The 20,938-nt window shown below is 54.6% G+C and carries 20 protein-coding genes; 14 read left to right on the top strand and 6 right to left on the bottom strand.

Annotated elements, in window-relative coordinates; all coding sequences use genetic code 11:
- Window positions 1-247: 247 nt before the first annotated feature.
- Genes Q3Y58_RS13895 through Q3Y58_RS13885 form a run of 3 tightly spaced genes read left to right on the top strand, consistent with a single transcriptional unit; the run spans window position 248 to window position 5,082 of the window.
- Complete coding sequence (locus Q3Y58_RS13895; protein ID WP_274218652.1) at window positions 248-787, top strand: TetR/AcrR family transcriptional regulator; 540 nt, start codon at window positions 248-250, stop codon at window positions 785-787.
- A 35-nt stretch (window positions 788-822) separates the two neighbouring features.
- A complete protein-coding gene (locus Q3Y58_RS13890; RefSeq protein WP_274218653.1) occupies window positions 823-1,917 on the top strand; it encodes an efflux RND transporter periplasmic adaptor subunit in 1,095 nt (364 codons plus the stop codon).
- 15 nt (window positions 1,918-1,932) lie between these two features.
- Window positions 1,933-5,082 (top strand): efflux RND transporter permease subunit, encoded by a 3,150-nt coding sequence (locus Q3Y58_RS13885; RefSeq protein ID WP_319622650.1) that lies wholly within the window; start codon window positions 1,933-1,935, stop codon window positions 5,080-5,082.
- A gap of 143 nt (window positions 5,083-5,225) precedes the next feature.
- Here Q3Y58_RS13885 and Q3Y58_RS13880 read toward each other — a convergent pair whose 3' ends face one another.
- Both Q3Y58_RS13880 and Q3Y58_RS13875 read right to left on the bottom strand, forming a co-directional pair.
- Window positions 5,226-6,260, bottom strand: a complete 1,035-nt coding sequence (locus tag Q3Y58_RS13880; RefSeq protein ID WP_319622649.1) for a P1 family peptidase — start codon at window positions 6,258-6,260, stop codon at window positions 5,226-5,228.
- A gap of 61 nt (window positions 6,261-6,321) precedes the next feature.
- Window positions 6,322-6,819 carry a flavin reductase gene (locus tag Q3Y58_RS13875; protein ID WP_319622648.1) on the bottom strand — a complete coding sequence of 166 codons (498 nt, stop codon included), beginning with the start codon at window positions 6,817-6,819 and terminating at the stop codon, window positions 6,322-6,324.
- A 537-nt stretch (window positions 6,820-7,356) separates the two neighbouring features.
- On the opposite strand from Q3Y58_RS13875, the gene Q3Y58_RS13870 reads away from it, so the two are divergent.
- From Q3Y58_RS13870 to Q3Y58_RS13835, 8 genes are all read left to right on the top strand, one after another.
- Window positions 7,357-8,292: an ABC transporter permease subunit gene (locus Q3Y58_RS13870; protein WP_274218657.1), complete on the top strand. Its 936-nt coding sequence runs from the start codon at window positions 7,357-7,359 to the stop codon at window positions 8,290-8,292.
- A gap of 2 nt (window positions 8,293-8,294) precedes the next feature.
- Entirely contained in the window at window positions 8,295-9,629 is a 1,335-nt protein-coding gene (gene livM, locus Q3Y58_RS13865) for a high-affinity branched-chain amino acid ABC transporter permease LivM (protein ID WP_319622647.1), read from the top strand.
- Complete coding sequence (locus tag Q3Y58_RS13860) at window positions 9,626-10,471, top strand: ABC transporter ATP-binding protein (RefSeq protein ID WP_319622646.1); 846 nt, start codon at window positions 9,626-9,628, stop codon at window positions 10,469-10,471. The genes livM and Q3Y58_RS13860 overlap by 4 nt, the downstream gene beginning before the upstream one ends.
- The gene (locus Q3Y58_RS13855) at window positions 10,468-11,199 is read left to right on the top strand and encodes an ABC transporter ATP-binding protein (protein ID WP_274218660.1); all 732 of its coding nucleotides are present in this window, start codon (window positions 10,468-10,470) and stop codon (window positions 11,197-11,199) included. The genes Q3Y58_RS13860 and Q3Y58_RS13855 overlap by 4 nt, the downstream gene beginning before the upstream one ends.
- A 14-nt stretch (window positions 11,200-11,213) precedes the next feature.
- Entirely contained in the window at window positions 11,214-11,573 is a 360-nt protein-coding gene (locus tag Q3Y58_RS13850) for a DUF6867 family protein (RefSeq protein ID WP_319622645.1), read from the top strand.
- A gap of 201 nt (window positions 11,574-11,774) precedes the next feature.
- Entirely contained in the window at window positions 11,775-12,875 is a 1,101-nt protein-coding gene (locus Q3Y58_RS13845) for a branched-chain amino acid ABC transporter substrate-binding protein (RefSeq protein WP_319622644.1), read from the top strand.
- 209 nt (window positions 12,876-13,084) lie between these two features.
- Window positions 13,085-13,543, top strand: coding sequence for a lysozyme inhibitor LprI family protein (locus tag Q3Y58_RS13840; RefSeq protein ID WP_319622643.1), 459 nt, complete (start codon window positions 13,085-13,087; stop codon window positions 13,541-13,543).
- A complete protein-coding gene (locus Q3Y58_RS13835; RefSeq protein WP_319622642.1) occupies window positions 13,540-14,019 on the top strand; it encodes a hypothetical protein in 480 nt (159 codons plus the stop codon). Before Q3Y58_RS13840 ends, Q3Y58_RS13835 begins: the two co-directional genes overlap by 4 nt.
- On the opposite strand, the gene Q3Y58_RS13830 is transcribed toward Q3Y58_RS13835, so the two are convergent.
- Window positions 14,016-15,251 carry a vWA domain-containing protein gene (locus tag Q3Y58_RS13830; RefSeq protein WP_319622641.1) on the bottom strand — a complete coding sequence of 412 codons (1,236 nt, stop codon included), beginning with the start codon at window positions 15,249-15,251 and terminating at the stop codon, window positions 14,016-14,018. The genes Q3Y58_RS13835 and Q3Y58_RS13830 overlap by 4 nt on opposite strands.
- On the bottom strand, window positions 15,248-16,189 hold the full coding sequence (locus tag Q3Y58_RS13825; protein ID WP_319622640.1) for an AAA family ATPase: 942 nt from the start codon (window positions 16,187-16,189) through the stop codon (window positions 15,248-15,250). The genes Q3Y58_RS13830 and Q3Y58_RS13825 overlap by 4 nt, the downstream gene beginning before the upstream one ends.
- Before the next feature lie 211 nt (window positions 16,190-16,400).
- Between Q3Y58_RS13825 and Q3Y58_RS13820 the strand changes: the two genes are divergently transcribed.
- Window positions 16,401-17,600 carry a DUF898 family protein gene (locus Q3Y58_RS13820; RefSeq protein ID WP_319622639.1) on the top strand — a complete coding sequence of 400 codons (1,200 nt, stop codon included), beginning with the start codon at window positions 16,401-16,403 and terminating at the stop codon, window positions 17,598-17,600.
- Window positions 17,597-18,667 (top strand): M48 family metallopeptidase, encoded by a 1,071-nt coding sequence (locus Q3Y58_RS13815; RefSeq protein ID WP_319622638.1) that lies wholly within the window; start codon window positions 17,597-17,599, stop codon window positions 18,665-18,667. The genes Q3Y58_RS13820 and Q3Y58_RS13815 overlap by 4 nt, the downstream gene beginning before the upstream one ends.
- Here Q3Y58_RS13815 and Q3Y58_RS13810 read toward each other — a convergent pair.
- Together Q3Y58_RS13810 and Q3Y58_RS13805 are read right to left on the bottom strand one after the other, a co-directional pair.
- On the bottom strand, window positions 18,664-19,491 hold the full coding sequence (locus tag Q3Y58_RS13810) for a tRNA1(Val) (adenine(37)-N6)-methyltransferase (RefSeq protein WP_319622637.1): 828 nt from the start codon (window positions 19,489-19,491) through the stop codon (window positions 18,664-18,666). The genes Q3Y58_RS13815 and Q3Y58_RS13810 overlap by 4 nt on opposite strands.
- 10 nt (window positions 19,492-19,501) lie before the next feature.
- Window positions 19,502-19,723, bottom strand: coding sequence for a putative signal transducing protein (locus Q3Y58_RS13805; protein ID WP_274218670.1), 222 nt, complete (start codon window positions 19,721-19,723; stop codon window positions 19,502-19,504).
- Window positions 19,724-19,884: 161 nt separating this feature from the next.
- Here Q3Y58_RS13805 and Q3Y58_RS13800 point away from each other — a divergent pair, with 161 nt between their 5' ends.
- Window positions 19,885-20,898, top strand: a complete 1,014-nt coding sequence (locus Q3Y58_RS13800; RefSeq protein ID WP_413697824.1) for a polyprenyl synthetase family protein — start codon at window positions 19,885-19,887, stop codon at window positions 20,896-20,898.
- The last annotated feature ends 40 nt before the right edge of the window (window positions 20,899-20,938 follow it).

Here is a 20,938-nt window from a genome sequence, read left to right as displayed (position 1 = left end):
TCAATTATTGTGATCAAAATCACAAGAAGGTTGAAAGTCGGGGGCTTTGCTCCCGGCTTTTTCTTTTCTCGCCTAACAACTGCACTATGATTTGTGGCCGAGAACCGGGTTTTCGCTTCAATTCTAACCATTCACTTCTTCATTGATCACGCAGTTGACAAAAAAACCGACTAGACGGTATAGAAACCGTCTAGTCGGTACAGAAGGGCGAAGTGCGCCCTTTTATTGGTGGCGTGAGGGAAATCAAGTGGCCAGCGAAACGCGAGAAGTCATCCTGAAGGCAGTGAAAGACATCGTATTGGAAGTCGGCGTGACCGGTCTGACAATCGATGCCGTTGCACAGCGTGCAGGGATGTCCAAGGGCGGAGTGCTTTACAACTACCGTTCCAAGGATGCGCTCATCGCAGGCTTGATCGAGTTGCAGTGCACTTGCTGGCAAGCTGAGATTGAAAGATTGTCTGGGACCTATCGCGAAGAGGGCCTTAGCAATCCAACATTGAGAGCATTGCTCACAGTAGACCAAGGGGTCTCTGAAGATGTTTTGGCTGTGTGTCTGATTTCCCTTAGTGACCGCCGTTCCGAGCTGTTGGAACCATTCCGCGAAATGACGCAGAACTTGACAAACTCCGTCAACAAAGAAGCGAAGAACTTAAGAGCTGCTGCACTTGCCTCCGTATTCGTTGATGGGCTTTACGCCCGTGAGGCGTTTGGACTGGAGGCGAGAAGCCCGGAACTCGTCGAAGGAGCCAAAGAACTGCTTCTTGAGCTCCTAGATCAATCCAGATGATTAAACAAAAACCGAGTACCAGCCTGGGAAGAGCTATGAATACTAAAGGTACTAAGACCAAATTGACTTGGTGGGGTGGTCCACTTGTGCTTGTCGCAATGGGCCTCATGCTCGCTGGCTGTCAGGAAGAAGCTGCAGATGCTTCCGCTCAGGTGGAGGCAAAGCCGCGTCCGGCACCCGTCATGGCCGTATCTGAGGAAGAAGGACTGGTCACCCGGAACTTCACGGGCCGCGTCGAAGCGGTTCAGACGGTCGATCTGGCATTTCGTGTTGGTGGGCAGATTGTAGAACTGCCAATTCGTGAAAGCCAGAGTGTGAAAAAAGGGGACCTGATCGCTGCACTGGATCCTGCCGACTATGAGGCAGCGGTACGCGAAGCAGAGGTCAACATTCAGCAGCGCAAGCTGGACCTTGATCGCTATGAGACCTTGAAGGACAAGGAAGTGATTTCGCAAGGGGCGTATGACAGCGCCAAGACTGCGTTCGACCTTGCCTCCGTTCAGCTGGAAAATGCGCGGCGTAATCTTGGCTATACAAAGATCTATGCGCCCTACGATGCGGTGATTTCCTCTCGTCTGGTCGATAACTTCACGATTATTAGTCCTGGCACCTCTGTTGTGCGTGTTCAGGATGTCCACGAAGTCCAGATCGATATCAATGTTCCTGAGCGGTTGTTTGCGCAGGCGCGGGCACAGAATGTTCTTTCCATGACCGCCGAGTTTCCGGCCCATCCGGGCAAGGAGTACCAACTGGAGTACCGCGAGCATTCCACCGAGGCAGATCCGATCACACAGACCTATCGCATTACCCTTGCAATGCCACACCCAGAGGACATCAACGTGTTTCCGGGCATGACGGCAAGCGTCAAGATCCGTTCCAAGCAGTATGGCCTTGCTGGGACCCCGGGGTTCCTCGTCCCTGCCTCTGCCGTGACGGGTGATGCACAGCGCGAGCCATTCGTGTGGGTTCTCAACTCAGAGACCAATGCGGTGAACAAGCGCAACGTGAAAATAGGCACTTTGTTCGGTCCGTTCGTGCCGGTGGTGGAAGGGCTTGACGAAGGTGAGTTGATCGTGACTGCAGGCGTTGGCCATCTTCAAGAGGGTCAGGTCGTTCGGCCTGTAAAGTAGGACCAGGAGATCCCAATGGATATTGCACGCTACTCGATTGAGAAGCCGGTCAATGTCTGGATGGTTGTTTTGATCGCCTTGCTTGGCGGTATTTGGGCACTCTCCAGTATTGGTCGCTTAGAAGACCCGGAATTCACGATTAAGACTGCGCAGGTCATTACGGCCTATCCGGGTGCCAGCGCGTCAGAAGTTGAGGAAGAAGTCACTGAAAAGCTGGAGACAGCCATTCAGCAGCTTTCTCAGCTTGACGAGTTGACCTCCAATTCTGAGCCGGGTCTTTCCCGTATTCAGGTCGAAATCAAGGACACCTACGACAAGAACGAGTTGCCGCAGGTTTGGGACGAACTACGTCGCAAGGTGAACGATGTTCGCAATGACCTTCCGGCGGGTGTTCGGGATCCAATCGTCTTTGACAGCTTTGGCGATGTCTACGGTTTGTACTATGCCTTTACCGCGGATGGGTACAGCAATCGCCAGTTCCGGAACATGACGCAGGAACTGCGCCGTGAGCTGCTGACGGTGGAAGGCGTGGCCAAGGTCGATGTGCTTGGCGAACCACAGGACGAGATCCGCATCAACGTATCTCAGGACCGCTTGGCACAGCTTGGCATCACCTTGAGTGATGTTATGGCCGTTCTGGGCGTAGAAAATGCCGTTCAGGAAAATGGCACCACCCTTGCCGGTGACGCACGCCTGCGTATCGTGACGGACTCTGCTTTCCATAGCTATACCAGCATCGCTGATCTGGTTATCGGGCGCCCTGGGTCCACGGCAATGGTTCGCCTTTCCGACGTTGCGACGCTGGATGTGAGCGAGCCGGACAATCCAAGCGAGATTGTTCGTCACAACGGCTCCCGTGCCGTGACGCTTGGCATCTCCGCCATCGGCGGCACGAACATTGTGGATGTCGGGCAGCACGTTGAAGCGCACATCAATGAGCTTCAGGAGACCCTGCCGCTGGGTATGGAGATCACCCCGATTTACGAACAGCATGTGGTTGTTGATACGGCGGTGAGTGACTTTGTTCTCAACCTTGCCATGTCCGTTGCCATTGTGATCATCGTCCTTGGCATCTTCATGGGCTGGCGTGCTGCGCTGGTGGTGGGAACGTCCCTGTTCCTCACCGTGATGGCGACTGTGTTCTGGATGGAGATTCTGGGCCTTCAGCTGGAGCGTATTTCGCTTGGCGCGCTCGTCATTGCCATGGGCATGCTCGTGGACAATGCGATCGTGGTCGCAGAAGGCATGATGATCAACATGCAGCGCGGCATGAAACCACTTCCCGCGTCTTCGCTTGTTGTGCGACAGACCAAGTGGCCATTGCTGGGCGCTACCATCATCGGGATCATGGCGTTCTCGGGCATTGGACTTTCGCCAGATGCAACAGGTGAGTTCCTGTTCTCGCTGTTCGCAGTTGTGGCGATTTCACTTCTGATGTCCTGGGTGTTTGCGATCTTGCTGACGCCGCTATTCGGCAAGTACTTCTTCATCACCAGCCTGTCTGGCGAAGATCAGGACCCGTATCGGGGCGTGATCTATGTAGCCTACAAAAATCTTCTGGTGCTGGCTCTGCGTCTGCGTCCGGTCACCATCATCTTGTTGGTGGCAACGACAGCCGTGTGCATGTACAGCTTCAAGTATGTGGGCATTGCATTCTTTCCCGACTCTTCGACACCGCTGTTCTATGTGAACTACTGGGCGCCTCAGGGGGCGGATGTGCGCAGCACAGACCGTGATCTGCAGATCCTTGATGAGTACATCCATTCACTCGACAGCGTGACGGATACCTCCTCATTTGCGGGGCGTGGCGCGGCGCGTTTCATGCTGACCTACAGCCCAGAGGATGCAACTCCGAACTATGGTCAGATCATCGTTCGCACATCCACGACGGAAACGATCGATGCACTGGCCGTGAAAATTCGCGAGTTCAGTGCACAGACCTTCCCGAATGCACGCGTGTTTACAGAGCGTCTCGTCTATGGACCGCCGTCAGGCGCCTCGATTCAGGCGCGTTTCTCGGGTCCAGATGCCAATGTGCTGCGCGAACTTGCAGGCAAGGCGGAAGTGATCTTCAAGGATCCTAAGTATCGCTTGTACGATGTTCGAACCGATTGGCGCGAACGTGAGCTGGTGTTGCAGCCGGTGTTTGATGAAGACCGTGCTCGCATCGCTGGCATTACACGTCAGGACCTTGCGAATGCTGTGCTGTTCTCATCGGATGGTATGCGCGCTGGCAGCTATCGCGATGAGGATGAGAACATCCCAATCATGGTACGCCGTGAGCGGGCAGAGGGCACGACGGCCTCCGAGATCCTCATGGATACGTTGGTATGGAGCTCTCAGCAAAGTGCCTACGTGCCGATCGATCAGGTAACCGACGGCGTGAAGACCGTGACCGAGGATACCCTTATCCGGCGTCGCGACCGCGTGAAGACCCTGACTGTTATGGGGGCGAACGCGGATGATGAGCTGGCCTCCGTTGCGCATGCCCGCATTCGCGGTGAGATTGAGGCTATTCCTCTCCCGTACGGCTACTCCTTGGAGTGGGGCGGTGAGTATGAAAGCTCCAATGAGGCGAATGCATCGTTGGGCAACGCATTGCCTCTTGGCTTCCTGGCCATGATCATCATCTCGATCCTTCTGTTTGCGAAGGTGAGAGAGCCGCTGATCATCTGGTTGATGGTTCCCATGTCCATCAACGGTGTGACCATCGCCTTGCTGGGAACGGGCTTGCCGCTCGACTTCATGGCAATCCTGGGCGTGCTGTCGCTCTCCGGTATGTTGATCAAAAACGCGATCGTTCTCATTGATGAGATTACGGTTCAGATCTTTGAGGGCAAGGAGCGCTTCCAGGCGGTGGTTGAGGCCAGCGTGTCTCGTCTGCGACCGGTTTGCATGGCCGCGTTCACGACGATCCTGGGTATGGCCCCGCTGGTCGTGGATCCGATGTTCCGCAGTATGTCAGTGGCAATTATGGGTGGTTTGGCATTTGCAACCATTTTGACCCTGATTGCCGTGCCTGCGCTCTACTGTGCGTTCTACCGGATCTCATACCACCCGCTGGACAAGTCGGGCTCTGGTCCGCACAAGCCATCCGCTGCTCAGCTTGAAAACGAAGCTGACAAGCAAACGGCAGGTGTATCTAAAGAACTCGCCCCTGCATAAGCAGTGGTGAAAGAGAAAGGGCAAGACAGGTGCCCCGACCCGTCTTGCCCTGAAAAGCGTCGCTCATCTTCCCAACACCACGAGCGGCGCTTTTCTTTATGCGCTGTAAGGTGAGAAAGAACAAGCCTGTGGCTTGAAGGGGTTTACCTGCCGCCGTAGAGAGATTGCCAGGTCGGCACCGCATCAGACCGATCCGGTGTGGCCATATACACGGCGCGTGCGATGGCACGTGCGAGGGTTGAGGCGGCATAGGCGCCAAGCAACTGCATCTCCGCCACCGGATCCGTCATGGCACGTCTGCCGGTGGACATCACGAAAATCAGATCTCCATCTAGTGGTGTGTGCGCGGGCCACAGGGCATGGGCGTAGCCGTCATGCGCCGCAATGGCGATACGCTTTGCCTCAGCCTTGGTCAGGATCAGATCTGTGGCGACGACGCTGATTGTTGTGTTCGCCGTTGGCTGCGCAGCGCTCTCGACATTCGACAGCTTGGACAATATGCCTTCGGGGGGAGGAGGCAGGTCTGCAGGTAGTCCAAGTCCCCCGAACTCCTCACCAATTTCGAAAGATGCGGCTCGAAAGTTAGGCAGACTATCAAACGTGGTTGTGCCAAGAGCGTTGACAGCGGTGAGTGCGCCCACGACGCCACCCGTTGGCAACAGCGTTGAGGCGGAGCCAAGGCCGCCCTTCAGGTTGGCTGTCGTTGCCCCATAGCCTGCGCCTTCAGTTCCAAGGGCAAACATTTCTCCCGCATTTTGCGCGGCTTGTAATCCTAGGTGACGGTAGGGTGTTTCATCAAGCCCCCATGTCTTGTCTCCTCCGTTGAGAAGATCAAAGAGAATGGCACCAGGTACGATAGGTACGCGAACAGAGCCAATGGCAAACCCCTTGCCCCGCTTTGCCAGCAGTGCTTGCGCCCCAGCCACAGCATCCAGGCCGAACGCAGAGCCACCTGAAAGCACAAGTGCGTCAATCTGCGCGACGGTTTGTTCCGGCTCCAGAAGCGCAACGTCACGGGTGCCGGGCGCACCGCCATGGATGGCAACCGACGCTACAGAAGGGTTTTCGGGTACGACCACAGTCGCGCCACTTTTAAGAGCAGGGTCGTGTGCGTTCCCGACGGCTATGCCGGGAACATCTGAAATAAGATTGAGTGCACCAGTTTTTAGTTTTGCCATTGGACGCTCGTCTGGTTCTTTTTATAGACCAGTTCAGCATACCTAGGGTTCTGGTTGGTGGCTATAGAGCGTGGTAGTTGCGATCAAGATAAATGAGGGCTTTATTCTTGTCGCCGCAGCTCGCTGCGACAACACGTCCGAACAGCACGGAGTGCGTTCCGACCTCTGAGATTTCGCTCACTTCGCAATCGAATGCAACGCGGGCACTCTTCAGCACTGGAGAGCCCGTTTGCAGCGTTTGCCAGTCTGCCAACGCGAACCGCTCATCCATTTCAAGATTATCGCGGCCAGCAAAGGCGTCCGAAAGATCCGTGTGATCATGAATCAGCGTGTTCACTGAAAACACGCCGTTGCGCTTTATGATGTCGTTCACGAATGTATTCCGATTCAGGCAAACCAAAACCGTAGGTGGGCTGTCGGTTACGGAACAAACGGCAGAGACGGTAGCGCCGACCCGTCCAGCACCTCCATTGGACGCCAGAATATTCACAGAGGCACCAAGACGGCTCATGGCCTCTCGGAAGTCTTCTGCCTCTATCGTTTTCTTTTGGTCAGTCATCGGCGTCTTCGCTGCAGTTGCTGTCATATGTATCGAGGCCTTGCGTGCGTATCGGGAGGTCTGTCCTGTGCACTAGCTAGGGGCTTACACTTAAATTTTCCAGTTAGTTTTTCGTCGGTGGGGGCATTTGCCCCCGCATTCCTGCCGCAAGCAGAGGGGGTTAGGCCCTTTTGCAGGCTGCATTCTTGCCGAAATCACTCTCTGACGATCGCATTGATACTGATATATTACACGTGCTATTGATTGATTCCGCTGATACGATGAATGCCTGAATGAAAGAGCGGTTTAACGGGGAAATCTTAGCGACATAAACCTAACTCTTGGTCAATCCGTGATTGGCAGGGGACGCGGGGTTAGAGAATGAAAAATTCGTTTTTGCCGCATTTTCCGATAGAAAATTATCAATTTAGGTGATTACCTGTATAGGTAATTTACTTGGAGAGGGAGGCTTATTAAAAAGTTAAGCGGGGCCAGACGTGGAGACGTCTGGGTAGAACGGTAAAAAACCGCTGATCCAATCGGGGAACAATATAAAATATGGATTACTTTCTCCAACAGCTAATAAATGGCGTAACGTTGGGATCGATTTACGGTCTCATCGCCATTGGTTATACGATGGTCTATGGCATCATCGGGATGATCAACTTCGCACATGGTGACATTTTCATGATCGGCTCGTTTATTGCGCTTATCATGATAGTGGCACTGGGAATTACAGCAGCGACGCCGCTGCTTCTTCTGATCGCAGCCCTTGTGCTGGTTTTGGTGATCGCAATGGCATTGACCGCCTTTTGGGGATGGACGGTCGAACGCATTGCTTATCGGCCACTTCGCGGATCATTCAGACTGGCACCGCTGATCACCGCAATTGGTGCCTCAATTGCACTTCAGAACTTTGTCCAGATTTCGCAGGGAGCGCGCAACAAGCCGCTTCAGCCCCTTGTTCAGGGGGGCTTTCAGTTGACCGATGGGGGCGCTGACGGCTCCGGATTTGTTGTTCAGCTGTCTTACATGCAGATCTTGATCATTGTCTCCACCGTCGTGTTGATGCTTGGCTTCACCTTCTTGATCAATCACACCTCTTTAGGTCGGTCTCAGAGAGCTTGTGAGCAGGACCGAAAGATGGCTGCGCTTGTCGGCGTGAATGTGGACCGCACCATTTCCCTGACCTTTGTCATGGGAGCCGCGCTTGCTGCCGTCGCTGGCCTCATGTTCCTCATGTACTACGGCGTGGTGGACTTCTTCATTGGCTTTGTAGCTGGCGTCAAGGCCTTTACCGCAGCAGTGCTTGGCGGCATCGGCTCGTTGCCGGGTGCCATGCTTGGTGGTTTGCTGATTGGCCTGATTGAAACTTTCTGGTCTGGCTATTTCTCGGTCGAATACAAGGATGTTGCCGCCTTCTCAATCCTCGCGATTGTGCTGATCTTCATGCCTGAAGGTCTGCTCGGCAAGCCGGAAGTGGAGAAGGTCTGATCATGCAAGCTGTTAAAAAACCAAGTCTGCTTGAAAGCAGTCTGAAGGATGCAGCCGGGGGGGCGCTCGTCACCCTCGCACTCGCTGCGGTGATGATCGGCATGAAGGTAGACGTGGCCTCTGGCCGCGGAGCCGAACTGTTTATCGAATACCGATGGTTCGCCGTCGCGATGGCTGTGGTCGTGGTGTTTGCGGGCCGCCTTGTTATGAACCTTTTCTTTTGGCGAACCGACAATTCTGTGGCAGCGGCCGTTTCCGGCCTCATGCCGAAGTCAAAAGCTGGTTCCGGCCTGGGCGCGGCCTTGAAACCCTTGCTGCTGATTGTTGCAATTGCGCTGCCGTTTGCACTGATGTTTTGGCTGGGTGCACGGGGCTCGCGCCAATATATCGACCTTGCCATTCTGGTCACCACCTATGTGATGCTCGGCTGGGGCTTGAACATCGTGGTGGGTTTGGCCGGTCTTCTCGACCTTGGCTACGTGGCCTTTTATGCGGTAGGGGCATACTCCTACGCGTTGTTGGCTCAGTACTTTGGCTTCTCGTTTTGGATTTGCTTGCCTTTGGCGGGTATTCTGGCCGCATTCTGGGGCATCATTCTTGGCTTCCCGGTTCTGCGGCTTCGCGGGGACTATTTGGCTATCGTGACGCTGGCATTCGGTGAGATCATCCGGGTTGTCTTGCTGAACTGGTACGAGTTTACCGGTGGTCCCGATGGGATTTCCGGGATCCCGCGTCCAACCTTCTTCGGTTTGGAGTTCACGCGCGGAGAAGGCGGGTTTGCCGACTTCTTCGGGCTCGACTATTCCTCAATTCACCGCATCATCTTCCTGTACTACCTCATCCTGATCATGGCGCTGATGACGAACTTCGTGACCATGCGCTTGCGTCGGATGCCAATCGGACGTGCTTGGGAGGCGCTGCGTGAAGATGAGATTGCATGCCGGTCGTTGGGCATCAACACAACCAACACCAAGCTCACGGCATTCGCGCTGGGAGCCATGTTCGGTGGGTTTGCTGGCTCCTTTTTCGCAACCCGTCAGGGCTTCATCTCGCCAGAAAGCTTCACATTCATCGAGTCCGCTGTGATCTTGGCGATCGTGGTGCTCGGCGGGCTTGGCTCTCAGATCGGTGTTGTGATCGCGTCCATCTTCATGATCGGCGGCTTTGAATTCTTCCGTGAATTCGAAGAATACCGTATGCTGGTCTTCGGTCTTTTGATGGTGGTCATCATGGTATGGAAACCGAGAGGTCTAGTCTCAACCCGTGCGCCGTCTGTGTCCTTGTCCAAGGGCGCTAAGGGCATCTCTGCCGATTTGGTACAGGAGGGCCACGGATGACACAGTGGAACGACAACCCGGTATTGACCGTAGAACATCTGACCATGCGGTTTGGCGGTCTGACGGCGATCGATAACCTTTCGTTCAATGTTGGTCGCGGTGACATCACGGCGCTAATCGGCCCGAACGGTGCTGGTAAAACGACGGTGTTCAACTGCACCACCGGCTTTTACAAGCCAACGGAAGGGCGCCTTGTGATGCGCCGGACCAATGGCGAGAAGTACCTTCTCGAGCGCATGCCCGACTTCAAGATTTCCGCGCATGCAAAGGTCGCTCGTACCTTCCAGAACATCCGCCTGTTTGGTGGCATGACCATTTTGGAAAACCTGATGGTGGCTCAGCATAACCCGCTGATGGTGGCTTCGAACTGGACCATTGGTGGTTTGTTGGGGCTGGGCGGATATCGCCATGCCAATGTGGACGCCATTGAAAAGGCGAAGTACTGGCTGGACAAGACCGGTCTGATTGACCGGGCAGACCTACCAGCTGCTGAACTGCCTTACGGGGACCAGCGCCGCCTCGAGATCGCACGTGCCATGTGCACAGGTCCCGAGCTTCTTTGTCTCGACGAGCCTGCTGCGGGTTTGAACCCAAAGGAGAGTTTGGAACTCAACGAACTGCTCATGTACATCCGCAAGGAGCATGACACCTCCGTTCTCTTGATCGAGCACGACATGTCCGTGGTGATGGAGATTTCCGACCACGTGGTGGTCCTCGACTACGGGGTCAAGATCTCCGATGGAACACCCGATGAGGTTAAGAACGATCCGCATGTGATCGCCGCTTACCTGGGTGTGGATGATGATGAAGTGGATCAGATTGAGGAGGAAGTGGGACTATGAGTGCAACTGAGCCACTTCTGAAAGTCCGCGGCGTTGAGACCTATTACGGCAAGATTATTGCCCTGAAGGGCGTCGATCTTGATGTGTTCGAGGGCGAGATTGTTACCCTGATCGGTGCTAACGGTGCGGGTAAGTCCACGTTGATGATGACCGTCTGTGGCACGCCTCAGGCGCGCAACGGCTCCATCGTTTATGCGGGCGAGGATATCACCCTGAAGCCAACCTATGAGATCATGCGAACCGGAATTGCGCAATCGCCTGAAGGGCGTCGCATATTCCCGCGCATGTCGGTTCTTGAGAACCTGATGATGGGCGGCATGGTTGCCGGGAACGATCACTTCGAGGACGATTTGAAGAAGGCGTTCGATCTGTTTCCGCGCCTGCGTGAGCGTAAAAATCAGCGCGGCGGCACACTGTCGGGCGGGGAGCAGCAGATGCTGGCAATTGCTCGGGCGCTGATGAGCCGTCCGCGGCTCTTGCTTCTTGATGAACCGTCTCTTGGGCTTGCACCTATTATCGTGAAGCAGATTTTCGAGGCCATCAACGAGCTGAACAAGAATGACGGTCTTACCGTGTTTTTGGTGGAGCAGAATGCGTATCACGCATTGAAGCTTGCGCACCGCGGTTACGTCATGGTGAACGGTGTCATCACCATGACCGGCACGGGTAAGGAACTCCTGTCTCGAGAGGAGGTCAAGGCGGCCTATCTCGAAGGCGGCAGGCACTGAGCGAGGAGCAGATCATGGGTATTCTCTACGGCAGTTCCTTGCCTGTCTTTATCATCTTCGTTTGCGGCATTGGGGGCCTCGCAGCATATGCGACTGGCCGAGCAATTGCCGTGACATGGCGGCCTTTGTGGCTGCTGTTCTGGTTCCTGTTCTTGTTGACCCTTGCGGTTAGGTTCCTGTCTTTCGCACTGTTTGAAGAGGCGCTGCTGTCACTGCAGTATCTCATCGTTGATTATCTGGTGCTGACAGGTATTGCGCTGCTCGGGTGGCGCAAGACGCGAACCACGCAAATGGTGACACAGTATCGTTGGCTTTATACTCGGACGAGCCCTTTCAGCTGGACGCTGAAAGAGGGCAAAGACGATGCCTACTGAAATTAGTATTAACTCATAGTTTTGGGTTGCAAAAGTTTCTGGGGGTTGTTCAACTACCCCTAGAAAGATCTTCGGATTCTGCGGTGTGGAGAGACGCTGCTTATTCAAAGATTTGAAGAAGATGGAAACATTCACTTCTTCACATGCCTTTAGGGGCTGACAAAGTGAGATTTAAATCACCTTAAGATCAGGGGAGTAACAATGAAAAACTCTATTTTGGCGAGTGTTGCAGGTATTACGGCAATTGCCCTATCCAGCACAGCTATGGCTGATATCGTCATCGGTACCGCAGGCCCAATGACTGGTCAGTACGCCTCCTTTGGCGCGCAGATGAAGGCAGGCGCTGAACAGGCTGTAGCCGACATCAACGCTGCTGGCGGTGTGAACGGCGAAATGCTGGTTCTGGAAGTGGGCGATGATGCCTGTGACCCGAAGCAGGCCGTTGCCGTTGCCAACCAGATGGTTGGTAAAGGTGCCGTGTTCATGGCTGGTCACTTCTGCTCCGGTTCTTCTATCCCGGCCTCTCAAGTATATGCTGAAGAGGGCATCATCCAGATTACACCAGCTTCCACGAACCCCAAGTTCACGGATGAACGTCCAGGTCCAGGTGTCTATCGCGTATGTGGCCGTGATGACCAACAGGGTCAGGTTGCCGGTAACACACTTGCGACCGAGTTTGGCGACAAGAACATTGCCATCATTCATGACAAGACTGCATATGGTAAGGGTCTTGCTGATGCGACCAAGGCTGTGATGAACGCCGCTGGCAAAGATGAAGCTGTCTACGAAGCTTATACCGCCGGTGAAAAGGACTACACCGCGCTGGTTTCCAAGCTTAAATCGGAAAACATCGACGTGCTTTACGTTGGTGGTTACCACACTGAAGCTGGTCTCATGAAGCGTCAGATGGCTGATCAGGGCATGAACACCATCTTGATCTCCGGTGACGCACTGGTGACCGACGAATACTGGTCCATCACAGGTCCTGCAGGTGAAGGTACGCTGATGACCTTCTCTCCAGACCCACGCAAGAACCCAGAAGCTGCACCTGTCGTTGAGGCGCTCGAAGCTGCTGGCAAGACTGCAGAAGGCTATGCGCTTTATACCTACGCAGCAATTCAAGCGTGGGCTGATGCTGTAGAAGCTGCAGGTTCCACCGACTATGACGCTGTTGTAGAAGCACTGGATTCCGGTGAGTTCGAAACAGTGCTTGGCAACCTCTCCTTTGACGAAAAGGGTGATGTAACACTGCCAGGTTACGTATGGTACGAGTGGAAAGACGGTAACTACGACTATCGCTAATCGTTAGAACTCGGCATTCGTGCCGATTGGTTCAGGTAGAGGCCCTGCGGGAAACTGCGGGGCCTTTTCGTTTGGCTTTGAGAGTTCATAAAGGCTAAGCGCGATTTTCTGGATGGGAGCAAGGGCGTGTCATTTTGGTGTTTACGATTTTTCCGATAAGTTACTGGGAAAATTGGAGGACGACCTTGCGCCAATTCCTAGCGATTTCAATGATCGGATGCATTTTTGCCGGTGCCGCTGTGGCCAGCAGCAATTTGAACACTCCCACCCCGGAAGACAGAAACATCATGCAGGCGTGCCTTGCTGAAGCAGGAACTTCCTTTGCGGCGTCCGTCGGCTGTATCGGCCGAGTGTTCACCGTCTGTCAGGAAAGCCCAGAACTGCAAACGTCCCTTGGCATGCGTGTTTGCGCGTCGCGCGAAACAGAGCTTTGGGATGAAAAACTCAATGCAGCCTATCAACGGGTGATGGAGTCCAAACCCGAACCCGTGCAAGAGCAACTGCGTGCCGCCCAACGCCTATGGATCAAATTTCGTGACGCAGACTGCGAAGTGCCCATGAAGATTTATGAGGGTGGTTCATTGGGGCCGGTCGTGGCAGTACAATGCGGACTGCAAGCCACAGCGCTGCGTGCGCTGCAAATGGAAGACTATGCGAGGTTTCCGTGATCAAACCCATTGGCGCGGCGTTGCTGCTGCTGCTTTCTGCTGCCCCCTCCAAGGCGCTGGAGCTGCCGTTTTGTTCCCCTGACGATGACTTGGTACCCATACCACGCTGGGAGGTTGATGCTGACACACAGTTTTTGCTTTCCAAGGTGCCGCCCCTCCAGGAAGGGCTGATTATCCACCTGTTGCTTTCCATGAGGGAACAGGATGAGGCCGCCTGTGAAAAGCTGACTGGTGCCAAGCACTTCGTGTTCGACTATGCAAAGGAGGACCCTCAAGGCGAGGAGCTTGTGATCACGGTATCTGAAGACCCGGTTTTTGATGCCCGTGGATGCATTTGGGATGGGCTTTATGCCTTTGGCGAGATTTCCGAGCCTGAGGAAGACGGATCCTCCATCTACCGTGTTTCGTTACACCGGCAGCCGGACTGGACCATTTTGGATAGCGGTCGCTTTTGCAAAATGGTGCAGGAGGGTTAGGCCGAGCGCTCAAGCCAAAGGCGCGGATCAGAGCGCTTGGCAAACCCGGTTGAACCATCAAGTGCTTTGCAAAGATCGGACACAGCGTCCAGCGAATGAACCGCCCTGAAGTCATCCACGTGCGGCAGCAAAGCTCTTATGCCGCGCGCTTTGGCTTCAAATCCCTCAAAGCGAAGCAACGGATTAAGCCAGACAAGACGACGGCATGAACGCTGCAGCCGATCCATTTCCGTTGAAAGTTGGCCGTCCTCCTGCCGCTCCAAACCGTCAGAAATGAACAGGACAATCGGGCCGCCGGAAAGGACACGTCTGGACCATTTGCGATTGAACTCATGGAGCGACTGGGCAATGCGGGTGCCGCCGGACCAGTCCTCAACGCCAGAGGTGCAGGCCATCAAGGCTTCATCTGGATCCTTCATTTCAAGTGCCCGGGTGATGTTGGTCAGCCTTGTACCAAACAAGAAGGTATGCACTCGTCTCTTTTCAGTCAGTGCGTGCAGAAAGTGGAGCAGAAGGCGCGTGTATTGGCTCATGGACCCGGAGATGTCGCAGAGCGCAACGATTGGTGGATGAACTTGCGCCCTGCGGCGGTGCCTTAGCTCGATGATGTCGCCTCCTGAGCGGAGGGAAGCCCGCAGGGACCGTCGCGGATCAACGTGCCCTCGACTTGCTGCAACCAGCCGCCTTGTTGGCACCTTGTCCAAAGGCAGCGTCATCATGCGCAGCGCATGTCTGGCCTTGGCAATCTCTTCTGCAGTCATCTGCGCAAAGTCTTTCTTCTGCAAGACCTCGCGCTCTGAGACAGTGAAGCGGGCGTCCACCTCAAGTTGGGGAGCGGCTCGTGTTGCTGTGCGCTGTTTGTTGGCTTCAAAGGCCTGTGACAGGCGAGTTTGCCCCGCCTTTGGAGGCTCGGGTTCGCGGGGCCCGCTTGGGGCAACGGGCGAGAGGATCGCCAAGATCTTTTCGACCAATCCGTGGGTCTTCCAGTAGATGCGAAACGCCTCATCAAAAAGGGGCTTGTGTTCACGCTTGCGCACGAAGACGGCATGGAGGGTCCAGTAGAGATCATCTCGGCTGCTCAGGCCCGATATTTCAACGGCTTCCACGGCATCGACCACGCTTGCCGGGCCGATGGGCAGCCCAGCCTTGCGCAGGGTTCGCGCAAAATGCACGAGGTTCTCGGTGATCTTGCCGCGCTTGTCTGAGGGGGAGGCTGCTTCGTGTTCTGTCATGGCTCACTTTTCAGGCCCGGCTGGCCATAAAGGTCTCTTCGCAGCTCCTCGACAATTTCATGGGCTTTTGAGCCCTTTATGCGGTCAATGTCCTCCTGATACTTGAGCAGTGTACCGAGGGTGTCTGTTACCATTTCTGGATCTAGTGCGACCTCATTGAGTTCCGTCAATGCAGTGGCCCAGTCCAGTGTTTCAGCAACTCCGGGCTGCTTGAAAAGATCTTCCTTGGCACGCAGGCGCTGCACGAAAGCAACCACCTCTCTGGCGAGGCGCTCGGAGGCGCCGGGCACCTTCCGGTTTACAATTTCAAGCTCCCGTTCCCCATCTGGATAGTCAAGCCAATGGTAGAGACAGCGCCGCTTCAGGGCGTCGTGAATCTCGCGGGTTCGGTTGGTTGTAATGATCGTGATCGGTGGTTCATCTGCCTTGATGGTTCCAAGTTCTGGGATCGTGACCTGATTGTCTGCCAGCACTTCAAGCAGAAAGGCTTCAAATGCTTCATCAGAGCGGTCCAACTCGTCGATGAGGAAAATCGGTGCGCCTTCCGGCGTCTGTTCGAGAGCCTGCAAAACCGGCCGTTTGATCAGGAAGCGCGGGGAGAAGACACTTTGCGACAGAGCCGCGCGGGAAACGTTGCCTTCGGCTTCCGCAAGGCGGATCTCAACCATTTGAGCTGCATAGTTCCATTCGTAAACAGCAGTGGAGACGTCCAGGCCCTCATAGCATTGCAGCCGAATGAGGGGGCGGTTCAAAGCTGCAGAAAGCACCTTGGCAATCTCTGTCTTTCCGACGCCTGCTTCGCCTTCTAGAAACAAGGGGCGACCCATACGCAAAGACAGATGCAGCACTGTTGCCAGCGCTCGATCCGACACATATCCGCCGCGCAGCAGCAGGCGCTCGGTCTCCTCAATTGAGTTGGGTAGTTGGCTCTTCCCCATGAGTTCGTCCCCCCATATGCGCGGTGATTCAACCGCTTGTTTTTAAGTATCATAGGGGGATCTGCGTATTTTTCTAGCAGGTACGCGCTGTGACCCCTGCCAAACGGCGGTGATACAAAGGAGTAGGTGCGCCCCTCTCTTTTCCCAATTCAAGGACGCTGATAGATCCTGTAACAATGAACAGTATTGATTTCAAAATGAGTTGCTTTTTATGAATGAATTTTGCCCGCCAACTCAACCAAATGGCGCAAACCAAACGTTCAAGGTTGAGTTTGATGAAGACCATCCGGTCGTTCCTTCGTTGCTGAAGTGGACGGGTCTTACGCTCTTGACGCTTGGTATCTACCGGTTTTGGGCAATAACAAAGCTACGTCGTTTCTTGTGGTCGAACACTCAATTTTTAGGTGATCGGTTCAGGTATCATGGGACAGTCAAGGAGCTGTTCATTGGCTTTCTTCTCGCCCTTGCCATCTTGCTGCCAGCCTATCTGGCCGCTACTTTTTTGCCCCTCTTTGGGCAGTTCGTTGGGTCTATTGGCAGCTTCGGCTTTTTCTCAGTGATCCTGATCTTGATGCCTTATGTGAGTTTCAGGCGACAACGCTACCTACTCACCAGAACAAGCTGGCGAGGTCTGCGGTTTGGGATGGAGAGCAAAGCGCGGGGGTATGTCTGGCGCTGGCTACTGTGGTCATTAGGATCGATCGTCACCTTGGGGATATTGACCCCATGGCGGCTGGCAGCGCTGGACCGGTATCGATACGAGGCATGCGCATTTGGCGATGTTAGATGCATCTACGTTGCGCGGGCAACGGACTATTGGTCTGCTTTGCGTCTTCCACTGCTCGTTACCGGAGGATTGGTTGTTCTTGCCGTATTCCTCTCGGTTGCGATGGTCGGTGTGACTCTGGTTCCGCTCGCCTTGATGGCCGTTTTGTTCGGTTGTTTCTTTCTGTTTTACCCGTGGGTGCAGGCCTTGTTGTTTCGCTTGCGGATGAGCTCCATGTACTTCGGTGCCATCAAACTCAAATCTGACTTCTCAACGCGGCACCAATATGCGGCGACCTTCGGCGCGCTATTGACGGTTGCGGTTGGTATGGGGTGTGTCATGGCAATCGTGAATACCTATGGAACGCCAATGCCATCTCCTGAGCAGGTCGAGGAGACAGGCGGTCTTCTTTCCCTATTTATGCTGAGCCTGCAGAACGTTCTGCCCATTGTTGTTGTTTTCTACGCGTTGGGTATGTTTGCGAACATGTACTTCATGCAGGTCTACTTGCTGGGCAAAAGGTTCAACAGCATTCATGTGAGCGACGTTGATTTTCTGGTCAATGTGCGCTCGGTCCAGAGACAAGAGGGGGTCGCTGGGGTTGGTCTTGCAGATGCGCTTGATAGTGGGTTTGATGCGATATGAGTGGCCATTTCATAGGTGAAGCCTTTTACTATGACGGCGAGAGCCCGGTGCGGCGGGATGTACTGCTTTATCAGCTTGGTCAACTGCTTCTGGTCACGGATCGCACAACACACTCCGAACTGTTTCGCGCCGCCTCAGATTGTTTTCAGCTGAAAAATGATGGTCATGGTGGTGTTCATGTTTCTTTTTCAGAGCACCTGAAAAGGGGCGAGATCTCAGTTGTTGCAGAAAGTACCCGCCAGAGCTTGGAGAGGGGGTTTGGCAAGCAAGTCCAGTCGTTGGAGGGGAATACAAACTGGCGCTATGTGGGATTGGGCTTTGGTGCAGTCGCATTTATTGCCGCTGTCCTCATTTTCGTGCTGCCGCTGCTGGCAGGAAAACTTGTGGGAATGCTGCCGTTGTGGGTGGAAGAGGAGGTGGCTCAACACGTTGAGGAAACCTTCAAAGGCACGAGCGTTCACTGCACGTCTCCGCTTGGAGATGCTGGCTTGAACCGATTGGTGGCGCGTTTGTCACATGACGAGGACCTGCCTTTTCCTCTGAAAGTGCAGGTGCTGAAAAGCCCGATTGCCAATGCCTATGCGCTTCCCGGAGGACGCATTTTCATTCTCTCCGGGATCTTCGAAGAGGTGAAAAATCCAGAGGCCCTTGCTGGTGTCCTTGCCCATGAAATGGGGCACATCAAAAACCGCGATTCCATGAAGTCCATCGTGAATGCAGCTGGCGTTGGTATTGTTGTCTCCGTTTTCCTCGGAGACCTCACAGGAGGGAGCCTGGCGGCTGTTGTGAGTCAGAACTTGCTGAACCAGAAGTACTCTCGTGATATTGAGCGTGAGGCCGATCAGTACGCCATCAACCTCTTGAACAGGAAGAAAATTCCTGCTGATGGATTATTGGCGTTTCTAAGTTCCATGGAGGAGGATGCCGAATTTGAGTTGCTCTCCTCGCATCCAGTAACGCAGGAGCGATTGGCCCTTTTGCAAGACCAAGGAATTATTGGCACCAAGAGCAACCGACGGTTGATTTCGCGGGCTCAGTGGGGAGCGCTTCGTACGATCTGTGATTAGCGCCGGAACACAAGATCAAGGCCGTTTCCGTGGCGCAGGATCTTTTGGGCCTGTTCGGTAAACGCGTCCCCTGTTTCGTCATGCAGGGTGAAGCCCGGAAGCAGTTGAAGCGGCGCTTTGCTTTGGCTGACGGCTCTGACAATGACGCGGGTTGCCGCAGAGGTTGCGGTGGGGCGTATGGGGACGATATCTACCGCGCCAAACCGGCCTTGCATCGCGTCCAGGAGTTCTTGCAGGCCATCTGCCCGAAAGATAACGGAGAGTGTCCCGCCTTTTTTCAGCAAATCGCTCGCGGTGCGCAGCCAAGGTTCAACACCACGCTCATCCAGTGCATGTGCGGCGGCCCGTTCCTTCTGAGGGGTTACGCGAAAACGGGTGCTGTCATAGTAGGGCGGATTCATGATGACATGATCGGCTTGCGATGGATGCAGACCGGTTGCATGGCGGATGCTTCCCTTGGCGGTGAGGTCTGCTTCCACGATTGTAACGCGTTCGGCGAAGCCTTGGTTCTCGGAAAGCGCCAGACCGCGGCGGGCAAGGCTTGCCGCCACCGCATCTACTTCAACACCAGTGACTGTGATCTTTGGCAGGCGCCATGCGGCACAAAAGGCGGCAGAGCCGACACCTGTTCCCAGATCCATCACATGCCCCGTGGTAGCGTCAGGCAGACTGGCAGCCAGATAGACTGCATCCAGCCCGGCGCGATGGCGCCCCTTGGCGGGTTGCTCAATCATGACGCGGCCATCAAGGAACTTGTCGAGTGTTGTCTTTGGCAGCTCAACCAAGTTGGTGTCTATTGGGAGTGTGTCGGGCGTTTCTGCCATTTTCTTTGTGTCAGCGCTTCAGCTCATATTCGAGGCCGGCCTCCACGAGAAGCTGTCTGGCGCGGTCAATCTCGTCGGCATGTACCAGAATTCGGCGTGGGAGAAAACCCAGAGAGCCATCCAAAATGCTCATGTTGGTGTCTGCGACGAAGAAGATTATGCCTGCTTCGCCGAGCAGTGCTTCGACAAAAGAAATCGTCACGGCGTTGTTCGTGCGCAGCAGTTCTTCCATCAATTCCCTCCCTGATCTGATCATTAGGCACGTTATTGTGTTCAGATCGACCTGAAAATGCGTTTTAGCCAAGGAACATCTGCGATCAATTTGCGTTCCGATCTTGCCCTAGTGGCTTTCGGGACCTATTGTCCCGGAAAAGTCAATGGAGAGGGCAACACGTGGGCGTCGTTCAGTTGCAAAAAGACCTTAAACAACCAGCCAGTATTCAGAGTCTGGTTGATCTCGTCTCGGATGACATGGGGCGCGTTAACGAGCTGATCCTTTCTAAAGCCGGCTCTAATGTGGAACTTATTCCGGAGATCTCAAGACACTTGATCGATTCCGGTGGCAAGCGTCTGCGCCCGATGCTGACGCTCGCGTTCGCGAAGATGTTTGGCTACGAAGGCGACGGTCATGTCATTCTAGCTGCCGCCGTCGAGTTCATGCACACAGCCACACTGCTTCATGACGATGTGGTGGATGAGAGCGACATGCGCCGTGGCAAGCTCGCAGCTCGCAAGCTCTGGGGGAATCAGGCAAGCGTTCTGGTGGGCGACTATCTTCTTGGCCAGGCTTTCAAGATGATGGTGGACGTGGGTTCTCTGGAAGCACTACGCATTCTGTCGGAAGCTTCTGCAATTATTGCGGAAGGTGAGGTGCTGCAGCTGGGCGCGGCGCAGGACCTGAACACAGATGAACCGATGTACATGCAGGTGGTGGAAGCAAAGACAGCCGCACTGTTTGCTGCTGCCTCGGAGGTGAGCCCGGAAATTGCCGACAAGGGTGCCGAGATTCGCGCGGCTGCGCGTAAGTTCGGTATGGACCTTGGCCTTGCTTTCCAGTTGGTGGATGATGCCCTTGATTATGGTGGGTCTGCCAAGGACCTTGGAAAAGACGTAGGTGATGACTTCCACGAAGGCAAAATCACCCTGCCAATCATTTATGCGGTTCAACGCGGCTCTGATGAGGATCGCGCCTTCTGGAAGCGGACACTCGAAGACGGCAATATTGAAGATGGCGACCTCGAGCATGCAATCCAGCTGCTCCGCACCACCGGGGCTTTGGAGGATACCATCAAGCGAGCGCGGGAGTTTGGCGCTTCTGCCATTCAAGCCTTGGCAACCTTGCCTGATGGAGCTGCAAAGGATGCGCTAGTTGAAAGCGTTAAGTTTTGCATCCAGCGCGTCAGTTAAACGCAAAAAAGGTTTGATTTAAAAATGGGGCCAACGGCCC

The organism is Nesiotobacter zosterae (assembly GCF_033843645.1).
GTDB lineage: Bacteria > Pseudomonadota > Alphaproteobacteria > Rhizobiales > Stappiaceae > Pseudovibrio > Pseudovibrio zosterae.
Note: the sequence above shows the minus strand (reverse complement) of the source record. Positions and strands in the feature narration are given on the sequence as shown.

Coding starts and splice junctions, on each gene's coding strand:
- Q3Y58_RS13875 (WP_319622648.1), bottom strand. CDS start 6,819: ATGACTGACCAAAAGAAAACGATAGAGGCAGAAGACTTCCGAGAGGCC.
- Q3Y58_RS13870 (WP_274218657.1), top strand. CDS start 7,357: ATGGATTACTTTCTCCAACAGCTAATAAATGGCGTAACGTTGGGATCG.
- Q3Y58_RS13860 (WP_319622646.1), top strand. CDS start 9,626: ATGACACAGTGGAACGACAACCCGGTATTGACCGTAGAACATCTGACC.
- Q3Y58_RS13890 (WP_274218653.1), top strand. CDS start 823: ATGAATACTAAAGGTACTAAGACCAAATTGACTTGGTGGGGTGGTCCA.
- Q3Y58_RS13840 (WP_319622643.1), top strand. CDS start 13,085: ATGATCGGATGCATTTTTGCCGGTGCCGCTGTGGCCAGCAGCAATTTG.
- Q3Y58_RS13845 (WP_319622644.1), top strand. CDS start 11,775: ATGAAAAACTCTATTTTGGCGAGTGTTGCAGGTATTACGGCAATTGCC.
- Q3Y58_RS13825 (WP_319622640.1), bottom strand. CDS start 16,189: ATGGGGAAGAGCCAACTACCCAACTCAATTGAGGAGACCGAGCGCCTG.
- Q3Y58_RS13855 (WP_274218660.1), top strand. CDS start 10,468: ATGAGTGCAACTGAGCCACTTCTGAAAGTCCGCGGCGTTGAGACCTAT.
- Q3Y58_RS13810 (WP_319622637.1), bottom strand. CDS start 19,491: ATGGCAGAAACGCCCGACACACTCCCAATAGACACCAACTTGGTTGAG.
- Q3Y58_RS13880 (WP_319622649.1), bottom strand. CDS start 6,260: ATGGCAAAACTAAAAACTGGTGCACTCAATCTTATTTCAGATGTTCCC.
- Q3Y58_RS13885 (WP_319622650.1), top strand. CDS start 1,933: ATGGATATTGCACGCTACTCGATTGAGAAGCCGGTCAATGTCTGGATG.
- Q3Y58_RS13830 (WP_319622641.1), bottom strand. CDS start 15,251: ATGACAGAACACGAAGCAGCCTCCCCCTCAGACAAGCGCGGCAAGATC.
- Q3Y58_RS13805 (WP_274218670.1), bottom strand. CDS start 19,723: ATGGAAGAACTGCTGCGCACGAACAACGCCGTGACGATTTCTTTTGTC.
- livM (WP_319622647.1), top strand. CDS start 8,295: ATGCAAGCTGTTAAAAAACCAAGTCTGCTTGAAAGCAGTCTGAAGGAT.
- Q3Y58_RS13815 (WP_319622638.1), top strand. CDS start 17,597: ATGAGTGGCCATTTCATAGGTGAAGCCTTTTACTATGACGGCGAGAGC.
- Q3Y58_RS13820 (WP_319622639.1), top strand. CDS start 16,401: ATGAATGAATTTTGCCCGCCAACTCAACCAAATGGCGCAAACCAAACG.
- Q3Y58_RS13850 (WP_319622645.1), top strand. CDS start 11,214: ATGGGTATTCTCTACGGCAGTTCCTTGCCTGTCTTTATCATCTTCGTT.